We start from the raw sequence: 17,377 nt of genomic DNA on the forward strand, positions 1-17,377 counted from the left end.
AAAGAAGCCATTCAGGGCTGCTTTATGTTCCCTTTTTTGCGAAGGGGTTCTATTCCTCTCTGGAGCCGTCATAAATTAGTTAGGAAGGTGAGAGCTGGAATAATAAAGGTATACCATTAATCTATAAGGAGGAATGATCATTGAACTCCCAGGAGCGTGTATGGACGCCGTACAGGGGACCGTTTGATCCTTGTCCGCCGGTGCCGTTCAAGACGTATGTAGTACCGCCGAACCAATTCATTAATTTTCAGCCCCCGAATCTGCCGCAGTTCTCCCTGCCGGAAGCGCTGAAGTACGGAACGCTGTGGCCCGCGCTGTTCAGCCCGTATGAGTCCAAGTCCAAAGGAGGGAAGTAGGCGATGGAAGCTAATCCTTGCGAACCCCGTTATTATGAAATGCTGGAACAACTGCAGGTGCTCGATTTCGCACTTGTTGAGCTGAACCTGTACCTGGACACCCACCCGGAGGATCTGAAGGCCATAGAGCAGTTCAATCAGTTGACCTTCGAACGCACCAAGCTGGCGAACCAGTTTCAGGAGCTTTACGGACCCCTGCAGAATTTCGGGCGCGCCTACTCCAAGTGTCCATGGGAATGGAGCCAGAGCCCTTGGCCGTGGCAAGTCTGAACCGTAGGACGGAGAACATAAAAGTCTGAGGAGGGGGAAGCACACGAATGTGGATCTACGAGAAGAAGCTACAATACCCGGTGCGTGTAGGCAAATGCGATGTGCGGATGGCGCGTTACCTGATGGAGCAATACGGCGGTGCGGACGGGGAACTGGCGGCGGCCCTACGTTACATGAATCAGCGCTATGCAATACCGGATAAGGTTATCGGTGTATTGACCGATATTTCGACCGAGGAATTTGCACACCTGGAAATGATTGCTACAATGATATATAAATTGACAAAAGATGCATCGATCAGTGAACTCGAAGCTGCCGGGCTTGGCCCGAACTATGCACAGCGTGACCACGCGCTGTTCTACCAGAATTCAGCAGGGGTCCCCTGGACAGCTGCGTATATCCAGGCCAAAGGTGATCCGCTGGCTGACCTCTACGAGGACATTGCCGCCGAAGAAAAGGCCAGAGCTACATACCAGTGGCTGATCGACATGACGGATGATGTGGATCTGCAGGACAGTCTCAAGTTCCTGCGGGAGCGGGAAATCGTGCATGCGCTAAGATTTAAGGAATCTGTGCAGATTCTGATTGAGGAACGGGATAAGAAGAAGGTGTTCTGAGGAGCTTAATCCTGCCCAAAATACAACATTTCGCTCATGAATTCGAGCCTAACCGGAAATTGTTGTACAAAAGGCAGGATTTCTGCTTGTCTAAGCGGCTTGCCCGTGATAATTGTTGTAGTTCATACAGGAATCCTCGCGAACAGCCGGTTATTCTTGATCTAAAGCTGCAAAACGTACAACATTGTTGATACATAACTAAGGGGCTGTTCCAAAAGCCATGAAATGGCTGGTTGGATAGCCTCTTTTTTCTGTAGCTAATTCCCTGCCTTTATGCTGACCTGCCGTGCCTCCGGTGCCAGCAACGGTCATCTGTGAGATAATACTGCTACTGATACTCTATTTGTCGTAGGAAGCGGAAGGGGAGCATAACGGTTATGGCATTTGAACGGTGGCGCGGATTCATCCGGGCCTGGCGGGATTATCCCTTCCCGGAAGGGGCTGTGATTGGCGGGCATTATACAATAGAGGCTTTGCTGGGAGAAGGCAGCTACGGGCTGACGTACCTTACCCGGAGTCCTGAAGACGGGACGCCTCTGGCACTCAAACAGTCCAGGCCCAGCAAGATGGCGGTTGGGCGGGCGCTGCTTGCCAGGGAGAGTGCTATTTTACGGGTAATGGAGCATCCTAACATTCCGGGTTGCCGTGATTATTTTGAATATAAAGGCTCGAATTGGCTGGTTACCGATTATATTGCGGGGAAGACGCTGGAGGATCTGATCTTTGATGAGCAGATCGTCTACGGTGAGCGGGAATGTCTGGCCACGACACTGAAGCTGATGGAGCGGGTTGCCCATGTCCATTCGCGCGGATACGTTCACCTGGATCTGCGGATTCCCAATGTGATTCTCCAGAATGAAGACCTGTACTTAATTGATTTCGGATTGGCAGCAAAGATTGGAGAGGCGGATACCGTGCCTGGGCGGCTGAAGCCGAGGGAGAAAGGGCTGCCGGAACATAGGCCACCAGAGATCACCTCGGATTTGTACGATGTAGGACAACTGATGCTGTTCATGCTGTATTCCGGTTATAAGCCAGTACGGGGAGGGGCGGAGCGGAGCTGGCGGGAAGAGCTGGAGCTGTCGCCGGGAATGCTGCAGATGCTGTCCCGTCTGCTTGGAGAGCAGGAGGCCTATACGGACACGGCTGTGTTTATTCGTGAGGCTGAAGAATTGTATAAGAGTCTGCTGCGTTGATATATGTTCAAAAAAAGGCGCCCTCAGCCAAATGCTGGGAGGCGCCTTATGAATGTGTAGGAAGTAATCAAGCTGACATCAGCTTGAACTGCCGTAACGGTTCTTATAGTATTTATGTCCGGTTCCTCCGCGGCGGGCGTCTGATGAGGAATGCTGTTTGTATCCGTGGCTGCTGCTTGAATGCCTTCTGGAGATTGGCCTCCCTTTATGACTGCTCGAATGCCTGCGGTGACCGCCATGTTTGGACTGCTCTACGGAGTGCAGGACTTTACCAAGAATTTTCTTAAACATCTTGTTTCCTCCTCTTAGGTTGTAGTAGCCATTGCAGTGCGGCTTTAATCGTTAGTTACCCTTAACTACGGCCTCCGTACCCGGCAGGTTTCAATAAAAATAAACCCCGTCCATTTGCGGCGGGGTTGTTTGTATACCAAGCGTAATGAGCGCGATGATTATGTTATTCAATATAACTCTTCATTGCCTGATACATATTGACCGCGTATTCATCGATCTTATCCCGCGACATGCGCAGCCGGTCCACTGAAGTGCCATAGCCGATTTCCTGCAGTCCCTCCGCTAATCCCTGGAAGATTCCATCCGTGAACGCATCTAACGGTTCGCCGTGCACATGCAGCCCGCTTCCGCCGAGATCCGTATTTACTGCCGGAGGTGCAATCTCGATCACTTCTACAGAGGTATCAGAGAGCTGGAGTCTCAGGCTCATCGTGAAGGAATGGAGCGCCGCCTTCGTCGCTGAATAGATCGGGCCAATGGCAAACGGTGTGAAGGCCAGGCCGGAGGTGACGTTGAGGATAGCCGCCGCTTCCCGTGCTGCGAATAATGGAGCGAATAGCATAGCCAGATGAAGAGGGGCTTCAAGGTTAGTTGTGATTTCTTGATTGAAATAAGCCCAGTTGTTTCTCGCATCTGCTTTGAGTACATTGAAGCGCTGCTGGGTCCCGGCATTGTTCACTAACACATTCACTTCCGGATAGTTCGCAGTTACCCAGTCGAACAAGGCGATACGCTCGGATTCGATATTCAAATCACTTACACGAGTAATCAGGCCGGGGAACTTGTCCTTGGCATCCTGCAGGACCTGTTCACGCCGTCCGGTAATGATGACTGTATTTCCGCCGCTGATGAAGCGTTCGGCAAAAGCGAGACCGATTCCCGAGCCTCCGCCAGTAATAAGGATTGTGTTTCCTGTAAGTTTCATTTTAGAACCTCTTCTCATTATTTTGATAAATAATTCGTATACCGTGCGATTTTCTTGTCGATGCCCTGCAAGGATTCTGTCATGAGTGCAATTTCCGCCAGCACAGCCTGCTTGTGCTCCTGAAACATTTTAAGCCGGAGTTCAGTCGTGCTGTCCCCTTCTAACATCCAGTCCACATATTGCCTGATGCTGCTGATGGGCATATGCGTATTTTTCAGATAAATAATGATCTTAAGGAAAGCAATACGATTCTCCGAGAATATCCGCCTCCCGGCTTCATCACGCTCCATCTGTGGCAATAAACCCTTTTTCTCATAATAACGGATCGTTGATTCCGGAATCCCTAACTGGGCTGCAGCTTCGCTAATGGAAACATATTTCATCTGGAGACCTCCATGGGGTTGTTTACTTGTCGACAGGAATAGGATACGACTTAAACCATGGTTTAAGTCAACACAATTATTTTCATACTGCCGAAATATAGTTTTGAGATGAATTACCATTTTTGCTATAGTAAGAGAATGCGTTTGCAATAAATAAGAATTATCCAAAAATGGGAGGAATAATGAATGACATTAGCGGATTTCAATACTTACAAGTGGATGAATGAGGGGAACATCAGGTTTGAGGATGATGCTATTATATTAGAAGCCACTGCTAACAGCGACTTTTTCTGCAACAACGGTGCTATTGCCGAGGAAGGGCTTACCCCTGAGAGTCTGACCAATGCACCATTCTTCTATACAGAAGTGTCTGGTGATTTCGTGCTGCGGGTGAAGGTTAGCCATGACTTCCGGGATACCTACGATTCTTCTTCCATCATGGTGATGCAGGACCTGACGGTCTGGGCCAAAGCCTGCTTTGAGCTGACAGATTTCGATACCCACGCTGTAGTCAGTGTGGTAACGAACCAGACCTCGGATGACGCGAATGGCTGTAATATCAATGGCAATGAGGTATGGCTGCAGGCCGCCAGATCCGGTAATGCCTTCGCTTTTCATTATTCGACAGATGGTGTAAGGTTTGATATGATGCGCTTCTTTAACCTACCGGTGGGAGAAACGATCAAAGTAGGATTATTGGCACAAGCCCCTACAGGCGAAGGCGGAGAGCGAATCTACCGGAATTTCACACTGGAGAACCGGACGGTCAAAAATATAAGAGCGGGTGAATAAGCCGTGAATAAGCTGTAACGAAGGTCTGGAAAATGTTTTAGCGTGCGCTGCCCTTTATCTGTCTCGGCCAGATGAAATAGGTAACGGTGATGATCAAGTCAATGCCGACTACAACGGACCATACCGTAAGGATGCTTAACAGCGCTTCCGTGCGGGCGGGATCGTCAATCCAGACGATGAGTCCATATAGAATGCCTGCGGCGAGCGCAAAAGAGAGCAGATGCTTCACCCAGCCCTTGAAATAATGCCGGGCGTGCTCCATACCGTACCGTTTGACCGGCTGCGCCCCTTGCCTGGTGACATAGTAGCGGAAGCGTTCGTCGGCCCAGGCGATCATGCTTTTGCCGAACACGATGGATACTGAGATATACACAGCCGCAAGCGCATGCGCTGTCGTAGCGGAAGCTCCCCCGGCCAGATCAACACCGGAGATGATTAACAGAATAATATCCAGCACCGGAGTCAGCGCCAGAAAAATCAGGCCCAGCGTGTTGCGCTTGAAAATATAACGTGCCGTGAAACCGGCAAGAATGACCACCCAGAATAATACTTCGCACGTAACAATTGCCCATGCTACCAGATTCATAAAGCACCTCTTGTCAGGATTATTTGTGGTAATAACGGAAGTATAGCAGCGAAATTTAAACAATACAACCGTATTGTTTAAATTGTGTTTCGTATTCTGCTTATGCTACAATATGGGCATGCCAAAAATAGTAGATCATTCAGAGCGAAAATCGAATATTGCAGAAGCGACCTGGCGTGTCATTATCCATCAGGGAATCAAAGGGGCAACTGTGCGTAATATTGCTGCTGAGGCGGGTGTGTCTCTGGGAGCGCTGCGCCATTATTTCTCCACCCAGCATGAATTGCTGGTGTTTGCCATGAATCTGGTGAAGGAACGGGTCACTGCACGGATCGTGGACATCATGCAGACAGACCTTCCACCCAGGGAACAGGTTGCCAGGGTGCTGCTGGAGCTGCTTCCCACGGACGACGGCAGCATGGCGGAAATGGAGGTATGGTTCGCGTTTATCTTCCATCTCAAGTCCGCCGGGGAACATAACGATGAGCGTCATGACGCTATCTATCCCCTGGTCATCCAGCTGATTGATTATCTGGACCAGCATGAGCTGCTCCGGCAGGAGCTGGATAAGGACAGTGAAGCTGAGCGGCTGTATGCCGTGGTCGACGGACTGGCCCTGCACGCCATGCTGGAGCCTGAACGGCTGAATTCACAGCGGATGATCCGGGTGCTGAACGTTCATCTGGATTCGATCTGCAGCAGCGGGCAGCCTCAGTAATTTGCTATATTGCTAGAGTTATGTTATAAAAAGTAGTGTATATTTTTCGGGTTGTTACTGTTAAATCAGGCAAAACCGCTACCTTATCAAAGGTGTGGTTTTGCCTTTTCTTGTTTATTCTGCAGTAATAGCTGAAACCAAAAACTATAAAGAGAGTTGGAGAGAAGCATGCAAACAACATTCAGAATTATCGACGAAGACGGAATTCACGCGCGTCCGGCCACAGCGCTGGTCAATACAGCAACCAAGTTTAAGGACACCGATACTTTTGCTGAAGCAAAGGGTAAGAAAGTTACTTTGAAATCCATTCTCGGTGTATTGTCACTCGGACTGGAAAGCGGCGATACCCTGACCCTGATCACTGAAGGCGGCCAGGAAGCAGAAGCCCTTGGCGCACTTCAGGATGTAATGATCAAAGAGGGCTTGGGCGAGCTCAATGATTAAGATTTCAGGCATCGCGGCTTCCGCAGGTATTGCTGTTGCTAAAGCGTTTATCCTGAAGCATCCGGACTACACGATCACGAAGACCGCCGTAAGCGATGTGGAGCTTGAGATTGTCAAGCTGGAGAGCGCCCTGGAGATTTCGAAGGGTGAACTGGCGCGGATTAAGTCGCGTACACTGGCAGAGCTGGGAGAGAAGAAAGCAGAGATTTTCGAATCCCATCTGCTGATTCTGAAAGATCCGGAGCTGATCAGCCCGGTGATGGACAAAATCCGTGAGGAAGCTGTTAACGCGGATTATGCGCTGCAGGAGGTCGCTAACCAGTTCATCGAAATGTTCGAGAATATGAAAAGCACCTATCTGCAGGAACGTGCTGCCGACATGCGTGATGTAACCAAGCGTGTGCTGAACCATCTGCTGGGAATTTCCTATGTCAGCCCGGCGGAAATCAGCGAAGAGGTTATTGTAATTGCTGAGGATCTGACGCCTTCAGATACAGCACAGCTTAACCGTAAATATGTAAAAGGCTTCACTACCAATATCGGCGGACGTACCTCGCACTCGGCAATTATGGCCCGTTCCTTGGAAATACCGGCAGTCGTTGGAACAAAGCATGTAATGTCTGAGGTGAAAGCCGGAGACCTTATCATTGTAGACGGGTTAAGCGGAGATGTGCTGGTGAATCCCGGCGAAGCTGAAGTAGCCTTGTACATAGCCAAGCAGAAGGAGTACGACCTGCAGATCGCAGAATGGAAAAAGCTCCGCGAAGAGCCTACGGTATCCGCAGACGGCAAGCATGTAGAGCTGGCAGCCAATATCGGTACGCCGAATGATGTTGCAGGCGTCATTGACAATGGTGGCGAAGGTGTAGGCTTATACCGCACAGAGTTCCTATACATGGGCCGCGACAAGCTGCCTTCCGAGGAAATTCAGTATAATGCCTACCGCACCGTGCTTGAGAATATGCAAGGCAAGCCGGTTGTTGTCCGTACACTGGATATCGGCGGCGACAAGGAGCTGCCATACCTGGAGCTTCCGAAGGAAATGAATCCCTTCCTCGGGTTCCGCGCGATCCGGCTCTGTCTGGACCGCCAGGATATCTTCCGTACCCAGCTGCGTGCTTTGCTGAGAGCCAGTGTGCATGGCGATCTGCGCATCATGTTCCCGATGATTGCCACTCTGGGTGAATTCCGTGCAGCCCGTGATCTGCTGCTGGAAGAGAAGGCTAAGCTGCGTGAAGAAGGCAAGGCAGTATCGGATCAGATTCAGCTGGGTATCATGGTTGAGATTCCTTCTACTGCGGTACTCGCAGACCAGTTCGCGAAGGAAGTGGATTTCTTCAGTATTGGGACGAACGATCTGATTCAATATACTATGGCTGCTGACCGGATGAATGAACGGGTCTCCTACCTGTACCAGCCGTACAATCCGGCCATCCTGCGTCTGATCAAGAATGTAATTGATGCTGCTCATGCAGAGGGCAAATGGACGGGAATGTGCGGCGAAATGGCCGGAGATGCCACAGCTATTCCGCTGCTGCTGGGTCTGGGCCTCGATGAATTCAGTATGAGTGCAACCTCCATCCTGCCGGCACGCAGCCAGATTGCCAAGCTGTCCGCGGCGGAGATGAAGGAGCTGGCTGCCAAGGCACTGCAGCTGGGTACTGCGGAAGAAGTCGCTGCACTGGTGCAGGCTATTAAGTATTAAGTATTTTCTCCGGATGATGCTGTTCGTTTTTGAATCCACTTTTTCCAGTTCATTGTTGCCGGCATTCTCTTAGTGGAATGCCGGTTTTTTTCTGTTCAGACAGGATATGAAATCAATGATTTACAGCCTTATTTGCGCATGATAAAATGTTTATAAATCACAAAATATTCAAATTCGCAATGAAATACATCATATAGATTGGCTGTTCATTAACCGGGTGTCCTCTAAGTGCCGTTTGCTGAGGGCACCCTTTTTCTTGGATTTCTTAGCTGTCTGCCAGACATCACAGCTCATTTCATTGGGCTATCCGTATTCGTGAAGCACACTGGAGGATTAGGATGATAAGAGCGGTAATTATCGATGATGAAAAACCGGCACTGGATGTGCTCCATTACCTGCTGCAAAAGGATGGACGGGTAGAGGTTGTCGGGGCATTTCAAAGGCCTAAGGAGGCACTGGCGCAAATACGGGTGCTGCAGCCGGATATTGTGTTCCTGGATATGGAGATGCCGGTGATGAATGGTGTGGATCTCGCGGGAATACTGCTGGAGAGCTTCAGGGATCTGGAGGTTATTTTTGTGACTGCACATGATTCGTATGCCGTGGAAGCCTTTCGGATTGAAGCCTTGGATTATTTGCTTAAGCCGCCGACACCTGTGCAGCTTGACCGGGCAGTAACACGCTATCAGAAGAAACGGCGGCTGTACGGAGAACAGATGATGCCGCTTAAGCAGGCAAGGATTGTCAGCTTCGGGGGGTTCGATGTGCTGAATGCGGGCGGCCGGGAGGATACGGTCAAATGGAGAACCTATAAGTCCAAGGAACTGATGTCCTTCCTGTTTCTGAAAGGGCCGGCTTACGTTCCCAAAGGCCAGATTATTCAGGCGCTATGGCCGGAGTGCAGTGACGTGCAGGCTAACTCCAATCTGCATACCACAATCTACAAAATGAAGACTGCACTCAAAAAAGCGGGAATCCATGTGGAAATTCATTTCAAGGGCGGGAGCTACCGGATGGAGATTGCCGGTGCTGCCGGGGATTTATGGGAATTTGAGGATTTTGCCAGGTCGAATCCTCCCTTGACCCCGCTTAGGGTACCCAGATATGAATATATCTTGGAGCTGTATCAAGGTGAGCTGTTCGCGGATGATGATTATTTATGGAGCAGCTCGAAGAGAGCGGAGATGCTCGGATTCTACGTGATGCTGTCGAAGAGGCTGTGCAGATACTTTATCGCAGAGGGACGGCTGGAGGAGGCTATGCACCGGGTTCATCTGCTGCTGGATAAATCACCGCTTGATGAAGAGGCGCATGAGCTGCTGATGGGAATTTATTTCCGCCAAAAAGACCGGATCAGCCTGATCCGGCATTATCATGCGATGAAGGAACTGCTAAACTATGAGCTGGGGCTTGAGCCGAAAGAATCTGTAAGGCAGCTGTACAGTGAAATGCTCTCTAAACAATAGCTATGGGCTGGGCTCAGGTCCATTTGGCGGACCACAGCTTCATTTCATGAAGGATCTGATGCAGATCCGCACCTTTGGGGGTCAGTGTATATTCCACAGTAACCGGAACGGTCGGGTAGACGCAGCGTTCCAGTACACCATGATCTTCAAGATGTCTCAGGGTGCTGGTCAGCGCGCGCGGGCTGATGCCTTCGATATTGCGCTGCAGCTCGCCGAAGCGTTTCGTGCCGCCCTGCAGCTCTCTCAGCACCAGGAAAGCCCATTTTCCGGCTAGTACCTCCAATGTTTTTTCTATGTTGCATTCAATAGAGACGGGATTCTTAGGGATGTAATTACTGGCAGAATTGGCTGCTTTCAAGGGATTTCCTCCTGTTCCAAGGCACTATACCAGAGTATAGCAACTATACTGGATGACATATAATAAACTATTTTTCACTTCTTTCTATTATATACAATCTGTTCTAGAATGAACATGTGTATGGAGCAACCGGTTAACAGGGCCGGATTCAGAGAGGAGCAAGGATTCATGAAATACCGCAGATTAGGTGGAACCGGACTTAAAGTCAGTGAGATCAGCCTGGGAAGCTGGTTGACCTACGGAGGATATGTAGAACAGGACAATGCCGTTAGAGCCATTGAAACCGCTTACTCCCTGGGTGTTAATTTTTTTGATACGGCTAATGTGTATGAGAAAGGGGCAGCGGAAAAAGTGCTGGGTGCTACCTTGAGCAGCTATCCGCGTGAATCCTATGTGCTGGCGACCAAAGTATACGGCGTAATGGGTGACGGTCCCAATGACCGCGGCCTGTCCCGTAAGCATATTACCGAGCAATGTCATGCCAGCCTGAAACGGCTGGGTGCTGAATATGTGGATCTGCTGTATTGCCACCGGTATGATCCGGAAACGCCCATTGAAGAGACGCTGCGGGCGCTGGATGATCTGGTCCGGCAGGGCAAGGTACTCTATGTAGGCGTAAGTGAATGGACTGCGGCGCAGATGGCCGAGGCCCTTGCGGTTGCCGACCGGTATCTGCTGGATCATATCGTGGTCAACCAGCCGATCTACAATATGTTCGAACGTTATATCGAGAAAGAGATTATTCCGCTGGGCCTGCGCAAAGGGATCGGACAAGTCGTATTCTCGCCGCTGGCCCAGGGGCTGCTGACCGGCAAATACAGCTCGGTCTCCGATATTCCGGAGGATAGCCGGGCCGCTAAGCTCGACTGGATGCGTAAAGGAATCACGGAGGAAAAAATCGCCAAGGTTCAGGAGCTGGGCACGATTGCCGCTGAGCTGGATATTTCTGTAGGTAATCTGGCGCTGGCCTGGATTCTGCGTCAGCCTAATGTAGCCAGTGCCCTGGTTGGCGCCAGCCGTCCGGAGCAGGTGGAAGAGAACGTGAAGGCTTCGGGTATCGAGCTCACCGGGGATGTATTAACACGGATTGAAGAAATTATCGGCTAAATTACCGGCTAAGAGAGGAAGGATGCAGGATGAAGGTTCTATTTATCGGAGGTACAGGACTCATCAGCCAGGCCGTATCCCGGCTGGCAGTGGAACGGGGAATAGAACTTTATCTGTTCAACCGTGGAGAGCGGAGCAGCTTCGTGCCGCAAGGCGCGCAGGTGATTCAGGGTGATATCCGCGATAAGGAGAAGTCGGCCGAGGCGCTGAAGGATTACGAATTCGATGTGGTGGTGGACTGGATTGCCTTCACACCGGAGCATGTACAGACGGATATTGCCTTATTTACCGGAAAAACAAAGCAATACATCTATATCAGCTCCGCTTCCGCTTATCAAAAGCCGCAGCGTAATTATCTCATTACTGAGGAAACGCCGCTGGTGAATCCGTACTGGCAGTACTCCAGGGATAAGATTGCCTCTGAACAGCTGCTGCTGGAGGCGTATCAGAACAGCGGCTTCCCGGTTACGATTGTCCGTCCATCCCATACTTATGGAGACACGGCCATTCCGGCGGCACTGACCAGCTGGAGTAATCCATGGTCGCTGGTGGAACGCATCCGCAAAGGCCAGCCGCTTGTTATTCACGGCGACGGCACCTCCCTATGGACGCTGACGCATAATTCCGATTTTGCCAAAGGGTTCGTCGGGCTGCTGGGTCACCCGGAGGCGATCGGGGAAGCGATTCATATTACCTCTGACGAAGTGCTGAACTGGAATCAGATCTATGCTGCTATCGGCGAGGCCGCAGGCAGAGAACCGAAGGTTGTGCATATCTCTACCGACTTCATCGCTGCGAACACACCGCCGGGGACGGCGGATGGGCTGATTGGGGATCAGGCAGTGAGCAGCGTGTTCGACAACAGCAAGATCAAACGCCTTGTTCCTGATTTCGAAGCAACCGTCCCCTTCGCCGGAGGGGTGAAGCGCTCGGTCGCTTGGTTCGAAGCTCATCCTGAATGTTGCACGGTGGATCAGGATTGGTCCAAGATGCTGGACGGACTGATTGCGAGGCATGGAGTGGATGCGAAGCTGATCACGTATTACGTTTAATGAGGGAAGAATAGTATCAGCTATGATTTAATAGTAGAAACAGGTGCCGTCCTTAAAGGGAGGGTGCCTGTTTTTTTGTGCAGGAGCGGCGGGTCCGTTATTCCGGGTATAGCATGAAATACGGATTCGTGAATATACTCTCACTACCGATATCCCCTCATAAAAGGAGTCCTGGTCATGCCGACACATCCATATGTCTCCCGTTTTTTTGTGAATACCGATGTACGCCGTGAGAAGCTGATTTATGATTTGCCGGAATCCTGGTGGAGCCGTCCCTATGAATACGAATGGTGCACCAACTTTATTTCACCGCATGATGTGGTGCTGGATGCCGCCTGCGGAATATCCCACCCGCTTAAATTCTACCTTGCCGGCTATAGCGCAGAGGTCTTCGCCTGTGATATTGATGCCCGGATTCTGTCACGGGAAGCGATTATGCAGGGTATTGCCGATGATATCGGAGAATTGGCAGCCCAGCAGGTGCAGGCCAGAAGAACGAACCGGCTGCATCTGACCCAGGCGGATATTACCGCACTGCCGTATGAAGATGAGAGCTTCGATACGATTTTTTGCATCTCGGTACTGGAGCATCTGTCCGTGCAGGATTCTGTGCTTGCGGTGCGGGAATTTCACAGGACTCTTAATGGAGAAGGTCTGCTCGTGCTGACCTTTGATTATCCGACCGTGAACCTGCCGCGGATGAATGAGATTCTGCTCCAGGCCGGATTTCAGTATTGGGGCGAGACAGATTTCAATCTTCCTGCAGATGCGGTGCATACCGATCAGTGGGGTGGCCTGAACTGCTTCCGGGCGGTGCTCAAGAAGGCGCAGGGTTAGTCCCAGCGTAGAACGGTAGAGGTATAATCCCCATCATTTGGTTGTTTCCTTCCGGTATAGTAGAATAGGCACAAGACGGAAGAGAGAAGGAGACAACTTCATGGGGATGATTGGTAACTACATCACTGTAACTGCGGAGCTGCTTCAGGCCATCCGGGATGAAGAGATCAGTCTGCACGGAATCGAACCGAAGCTGGATATCGATAAGGCCTGGCAGGCGCTGCACTATACACTAAGAGGCGGGGGTACAGAGGAAGATTCAGCCCTTGGAGCAGTTGTGCCAATGAATGGCCAGCATTATGCCGGCCACTATTCCGATGCCGAGGTATTTGTGATGGAGCCGGAACAGGTGAAAGAAACCGCTGCCGCCCTGGAGGGAATAGAAGAGTCGTATATGCGGGAACGGTATCAATTCCGGCAGATGCTGGACGAAGGGGTTTATCCGCTGGTGGATGATGATGAACCGGAAGAGTTTTTTGACTATATGTATACGTATTTCACGGCTATGAAAGAGTTCTACCGGACCGCAAGCGCTGATCAAGCGTATGTAGTATTCTATATCTCATAACCCATTTGAATTTGTGGAAAAGGAGCCAGACAACTTGCGCAGATACGCCATTATAATTATGATTCTGCTCCTATTAGTACCGGCTGCGGGTCTCAGTGCCGAAGGGGCTGCTCCGCAGGACAAGATTCAGCTTGCTTTTGCCGGAGATATTCTGCTGGACGGTTTTGTCGGCGAGCAGATTGCCAAATACGGGGTCAATTTCCCGTTCGTCAAAGTGGCGCCAGTGCTGAAGAAGGCCGATCTGGCTTTTGCCAATCTGGAGACACCGGTCTCGGTGCGGGGAGACGCCGCCGAGAAAATGTTTGCCTTCCGCTCCAAGCCGGCAGCATTGGCCGGACTGAGCTACGCCGGAATTGACGGAGTATCGCTGGCGAATAATCATATTCTGGATTATGGACAAACCGCCATGCTCGACACGCTGATCCATCTGGACAGAAATAAGATCGGACACACCGGGGCAGGCGCGAATATACAAGAGGCTTTTAAACCTTACATTAAGACGGTCAAAGGCAAGCGGATCGCCATGCTGGGCGTAAGCCGGGTATTGTCTGACCCTTCCTGGTATGCAGGCAAGAACAGTCCGGGTGCAGCTTCCGCCTATACAGCGGAGCCTCTGCTGAGTGCGATTAAGCAATCAGCCAAGGACAACGATTATACCATTGTCTATATTCACTGGAATCAGGAGTTCAAGGACTACCCTGAACAGTATGCCCGGACTCTGGCGAAACAGATGATCGACAGCGGGGCAGATATTATCCTCGGAGCGCACAGCCATTGTCTGATGGGGATCGAATATTACAAGCATAAGCCGATCTACTATTCGCTGGGCAATTTCGTGTTCAACCGCTCTACACGGGGCGGGGACAAGACGCTGCATTCGATGCTGGTCAACTTCACGGTCAGCAATTCCGGGGTGACGAGCAGTATTACTCCGGTCAAAATCATTGGCGGACAGCCCAATTTCATGGGTGAAGCCTATAACAAAGAGACCTACAAGCTGCTGAATGAGCTCTCCTTCAATGCGAAGATCACAGCGGGCGGAGCGGTCAGCGAGAAGCTCTGAAGCAACAGGGAGAGCTGAGGATATACTTCAAAAGCCCGGAGAAGCAGACTCTTCTTCGGGCTATTTGCATTGGAGCCAAGTCATATTCATTTTGTGCTATTCATTATTAGCATTGTACTAACGGCGTAAAGCTAATCTACTCTACAATATGAATATTAGTTCATCAAGGAGGTTTTTGCAGAAGTGAGAACGGGAACCGTTAGAACCAAAGTCAAGTTTGATGAGAACTGGGGCTTTTATAAAGGGGAGCTCCAGATTCCTTATGCAGTCAAGGGTGGAATGACAGGCGGTATTACAGATACGGGTGCTCTCCGGGAGGGGGAGTGGCTGGATATTGCTTTTAATGATAAAGGAATGGGTGAGCAGCAGCTGGAATGGACCGCACTCAGCCTGCCGCATGACTGGTGTGTGGAGCAGCAGTATGTTCCGGATGAGATGCTTGGCGCAAGGGACGGCAGTCATGGTTATCTGCCGGGCGGTACAGGCTTCTACCGCAAAACCTTCGAGCTTCCTGCAGACGCTGCAGGCAGTAAATGGACGGTACGCTTTGACGGAGTATCGGGCACCAGCACGGTATGGGTTAACGGGCATCTGATCGGCTCGCATCATGGCGGATATATAGGGTTCAGTTACGATCTGTCGGATGTTCTCCGCTATGGCGGGGAAGGCAGTAATGTCATTCTGGTCAAAGTAGATGCTAGCGAATGTGAAGGCTGGTGGTATGAGGGCTGCGGCATTTACCGTCATGTCTGGCTGGAGAATACGGACCGCCTGCATGTAGCCGAGTATGGAACCTATATAACGACACCGGAAGTGGCCAAAGAGCAGGCCGTAGTCAACATCCGCACACGCCTCCGCAATGATTATACTGAGTGCCTGCCGGTATCGCTGCGCACGGTGATTTATGATGCTGATGGAATGCAGATCTGCGCGCATTCGGCGGATGCCTTTGCGGACTGGCATGCTGAGACGGAGATTGAGCAGAGCTTTGAGGTGAAGCAGCCCATGCTCTGGGATACGGAATCGCCGTATTTATATAAGGCGGAATCGACTGTTATATATGAAGGGAAAGAGCTAGACCGGTATGATACGGTGTTCGGCGTCCGCAGCATCCGCTTCGATGCGGAGGAAGGCTTCTTCCTGAACGGAGAGCCGCTGCTCATCAAAGGGACATGCAACCATCAGGACTTCGCCGGGGTCGGCGTAGCGCTGCCGGACAGCCTGATCGAATACAAGCTTAGATTGCTGCAGGAGATGGGCTCCAACGCCTACCGCAGTGCCCATCATCCGCCGACTCCCGAGCTGCTGGATATGTGTGACCGGATGGGGATACTGGTGATGGATGAGAACCGCAAGCTCGACAGTAGCCCGGATGGCCTGAGCCAGCTGGAGCGGATGCTCTACCGGGACCGGAATCACCCCTGTGTAATCATCTGGAACCTGGAGAATGAGGAGGTTCTTGAAGGTACCGTGACTGGGGCCCGGATACTGAAGACGCTCGCGGATCGGACCCGCAGAATCGATCCAACCCGCCCGACCTCTGCGGCGATGAACCATGGCTGGAACGAGAATGGATATAACGATGTGGTAGAGATTACCGGCTACAATTATGGACACCGGGACACCCATAATATCGACATCCGTGACCACGGGCTATATCCGGAGCGGCTGATGATCGGCAGTGAATGTGCCAGTTACACGGCAACCCGGGGAATCTACGAAGATGATCCGATCAAGGGCTACTGTTCCGAATACGGCACGAACATTCCTTCCTGGGGCTGCACTCCGCAGCAGGCGTGGAGCGATCTGGTGAATCACCGTTTTCTGACCGGCGTCTTCATGTGGACCGGATTCGATTACCGGGGGGAGCCGACCCCTTATCTGTGGCCGTGCATTAACTCGCATTTCGGGCTGATGGACACCTGCGGGTTCCCCAAAGACAGCTATTACTATATGCAGGCGGTGTGGAAGGACGAGCCGATGGTTCATGTGCTGCCGCACTGGAATTGGCCGGGCTCGGAGGGGAAGCCGGTTGAGGTGCGCGTATTCTCCAACACCGAGACGGTGGAGCTGAGTCTGAACGGCAGAAGTCTGGGCGAACAGCAGGCAGACAGAACCGGGTATTTATCGTGGGAGGTCATCTATAAGCCGGGTGAGTTAAAAGCTACCGGCAAACGCGGCGGCCTGGCCATTGCCGAGAAGGCTGTAGTCACAGCAGGCCAGCCGTACCAGATCGCGTTGTTCCCTGACCGGCTGGAGGGCCGGGCGGATGGCTGTGATACGATCCCGGTCCGCGTGGCTGTTCTGGATAAGCAGGGGTATGTCGTTCCTGCGGCCGACAACGAGATCCGGTTTGAAGTGTCGGGAGCCGGAGGGCTGCTCGGCGTCGGCAACGGCAATCCAAGCAGCCATGAGCCGGATAAGTCTCCGCTGCGGCGTGCTTTTAACGGCTGGTGCCTGGCCTTGATTCAGGCTTCAGCGGAAGCGGGCTCCATCCAGGTACGGGCGGTGTCCACGGGACTGGCCTCTGCGGAAGTGGTGCTGCAGGTGACTGCGGAATAATCATAAGGCGCAAAGTGAACTTGTGGAGCGGCTATTTATTTCCGGCGGGTGGAACGATAATATATAAATAACGAATTCCAT

The 17,377-nt window shown here is 51.5% G+C and carries 20 protein-coding genes; 15 read left to right on the forward strand and 5 right to left on the reverse strand.

From position 1 onward, the window contains the following. Nucleotides 1-140: 140 nt before the first annotated feature. The 4 genes from P40081_RS10535 (at nt 141) to P40081_RS10550 (ending at nt 2,439) form a co-directional block, all read left to right on the forward strand. The gene (locus P40081_RS10535; protein WP_042135306.1) at nt 141-356 is read left to right on the forward strand and encodes a spore coat associated protein CotJA; all 216 of its coding nucleotides are present in this window, start codon (nt 141-143) and stop codon (nt 354-356) included. A 3-nt stretch (nt 357-359) separates the two neighbouring features. Further along, nucleotides 360-626, forward strand: a complete 267-nt coding sequence (locus P40081_RS10540) for a spore coat protein CotJB (RefSeq protein ID WP_042135308.1) — start codon at nt 360-362, stop codon at nt 624-626. Nucleotides 627-673: 47 nt separating this feature from the next. Then, a complete protein-coding gene (locus tag P40081_RS10545; RefSeq protein WP_039306375.1) occupies nt 674-1,243 on the forward strand; it encodes a manganese catalase family protein in 570 nt (189 codons plus the stop codon). A 377-nt stretch (nt 1,244-1,620) separates the two neighbouring features. Next, on the forward strand, nt 1,621-2,439 hold the full coding sequence (locus tag P40081_RS10550; RefSeq protein ID WP_042135311.1) for a serine/threonine protein kinase: 819 nt from the start codon (nt 1,621-1,623) through the stop codon (nt 2,437-2,439). A gap of 78 nt (nt 2,440-2,517) precedes the next feature. Here the strand turns inward: P40081_RS10550 and P40081_RS10555 are convergent, their stop codons facing one another. The 3 genes from P40081_RS10555 to P40081_RS10565 all read right to left on the reverse strand — a co-directional run bounded on the left by P40081_RS10555 (nt 2,518) and on the right by P40081_RS10565 (nt 4,038). Continuing rightward, nucleotides 2,518-2,730 (reverse strand): hypothetical protein, encoded by a 213-nt coding sequence (locus tag P40081_RS10555; protein ID WP_042135313.1) that lies wholly within the window; start codon nt 2,728-2,730, stop codon nt 2,518-2,520. Between the two features lie 163 nt (nt 2,731-2,893). Next, nucleotides 2,894-3,655 carry an SDR family oxidoreductase gene (locus P40081_RS10560; protein ID WP_042135315.1) on the reverse strand — a complete coding sequence of 254 codons (762 nt, stop codon included), beginning with the start codon at nt 3,653-3,655 and terminating at the stop codon, nt 2,894-2,896. A gap of 17 nt (nt 3,656-3,672) precedes the next feature. Then, the gene (locus P40081_RS10565) at nt 3,673-4,038 is read right to left on the reverse strand and encodes a MerR family transcriptional regulator (protein WP_042135317.1); all 366 of its coding nucleotides are present in this window, start codon (nt 4,036-4,038) and stop codon (nt 3,673-3,675) included. A gap of 186 nt (nt 4,039-4,224) precedes the next feature. Here P40081_RS10565 and P40081_RS10570 point away from each other — a divergent pair, with 186 nt between their 5' ends. Then, nucleotides 4,225-4,830 (forward strand): DUF1349 domain-containing protein, encoded by a 606-nt coding sequence (locus P40081_RS10570; protein ID WP_042135319.1) that lies wholly within the window; start codon nt 4,225-4,227, stop codon nt 4,828-4,830. Nucleotides 4,831-4,867: 37 nt separating this feature from the next. Here P40081_RS10570 and P40081_RS10575 read toward each other — a convergent pair whose 3' ends face one another. After that, entirely contained in the window at nt 4,868-5,416 is a 549-nt protein-coding gene (locus P40081_RS10575; protein WP_042135321.1) for a hypothetical protein, read from the reverse strand. Between the two features lie 118 nt (nt 5,417-5,534). On the opposite strand from P40081_RS10575, the gene P40081_RS10580 reads away from it, so the two are divergent. The 4 genes from P40081_RS10580 to P40081_RS10595 all read left to right on the forward strand — a co-directional run bounded on the left by P40081_RS10580 (nt 5,535) and on the right by P40081_RS10595 (nt 9,749). After that, nucleotides 5,535-6,134 (forward strand): TetR/AcrR family transcriptional regulator, encoded by a 600-nt coding sequence (locus P40081_RS10580; RefSeq protein WP_042140940.1) that lies wholly within the window; start codon nt 5,535-5,537, stop codon nt 6,132-6,134. Nucleotides 6,135-6,302: 168 nt separating this feature from the next. Next, a complete protein-coding gene (locus P40081_RS10585; RefSeq protein WP_042135323.1) occupies nt 6,303-6,578 on the forward strand; it encodes an HPr family phosphocarrier protein in 276 nt (91 codons plus the stop codon). Then, the gene (gene ptsP, locus P40081_RS10590) at nt 6,571-8,283 is read left to right on the forward strand and encodes a phosphoenolpyruvate--protein phosphotransferase (protein ID WP_042135325.1); all 1,713 of its coding nucleotides are present in this window, start codon (nt 6,571-6,573) and stop codon (nt 8,281-8,283) included. Before P40081_RS10585 ends, ptsP begins: the two co-directional genes overlap by 8 nt. A gap of 338 nt (nt 8,284-8,621) precedes the next feature. After that, nucleotides 8,622-9,749, forward strand: coding sequence for a response regulator (locus tag P40081_RS10595; RefSeq protein ID WP_042135327.1), 1,128 nt, complete (start codon nt 8,622-8,624; stop codon nt 9,747-9,749). A 13-nt stretch (nt 9,750-9,762) separates the two neighbouring features. Here P40081_RS10595 and P40081_RS10600 read toward each other — a convergent pair whose 3' ends face one another. Further along, the gene (locus P40081_RS10600) at nt 9,763-10,107 is read right to left on the reverse strand and encodes a winged helix-turn-helix transcriptional regulator (RefSeq protein WP_042135329.1); all 345 of its coding nucleotides are present in this window, start codon (nt 10,105-10,107) and stop codon (nt 9,763-9,765) included. 168 nt (nt 10,108-10,275) lie between these two features. On the opposite strand from P40081_RS10600, the gene P40081_RS10605 reads away from it, so the two are divergent. From P40081_RS10605 to galA, 6 genes are all read left to right on the forward strand, one after another. After that, nucleotides 10,276-11,214, forward strand: coding sequence for an aldo/keto reductase family protein (locus tag P40081_RS10605; protein ID WP_042140941.1), 939 nt, complete (start codon nt 10,276-10,278; stop codon nt 11,212-11,214). Between the two features lie 29 nt (nt 11,215-11,243). Then, nucleotides 11,244-12,266, forward strand: coding sequence for an SDR family oxidoreductase (locus P40081_RS10610; RefSeq protein ID WP_042135331.1), 1,023 nt, complete (start codon nt 11,244-11,246; stop codon nt 12,264-12,266). A 177-nt stretch (nt 12,267-12,443) separates the two neighbouring features. Next, nucleotides 12,444-13,103, forward strand: coding sequence for a class I SAM-dependent methyltransferase (locus P40081_RS10615; RefSeq protein WP_042135333.1), 660 nt, complete (start codon nt 12,444-12,446; stop codon nt 13,101-13,103). Nucleotides 13,104-13,203: 100 nt separating this feature from the next. Beyond that, a complete protein-coding gene (locus tag P40081_RS10620) occupies nt 13,204-13,671 on the forward strand; it encodes a YfbM family protein (protein ID WP_042135335.1) in 468 nt (155 codons plus the stop codon). A gap of 58 nt (nt 13,672-13,729) precedes the next feature. After that, on the forward strand, nt 13,730-14,734 hold the full coding sequence (locus tag P40081_RS10625; protein ID WP_042140942.1) for a CapA family protein: 1,005 nt from the start codon (nt 13,730-13,732) through the stop codon (nt 14,732-14,734). A gap of 183 nt (nt 14,735-14,917) precedes the next feature. Beyond that, nucleotides 14,918-17,296, forward strand: coding sequence for a beta-galactosidase GalA (galA, locus tag P40081_RS10630; RefSeq protein WP_042135336.1), 2,379 nt, complete (start codon nt 14,918-14,920; stop codon nt 17,294-17,296). Nucleotides 17,297-17,377: the final 81 nt, after the last annotated feature.

Source organism: Paenibacillus sp. FSL P4-0081, assembly GCF_000758565.1.
GTDB classification, from domain to species: Bacteria; Bacillota; Bacilli; order Paenibacillales; family Paenibacillaceae; genus Paenibacillus_AQ; species Paenibacillus_AQ phytohabitans.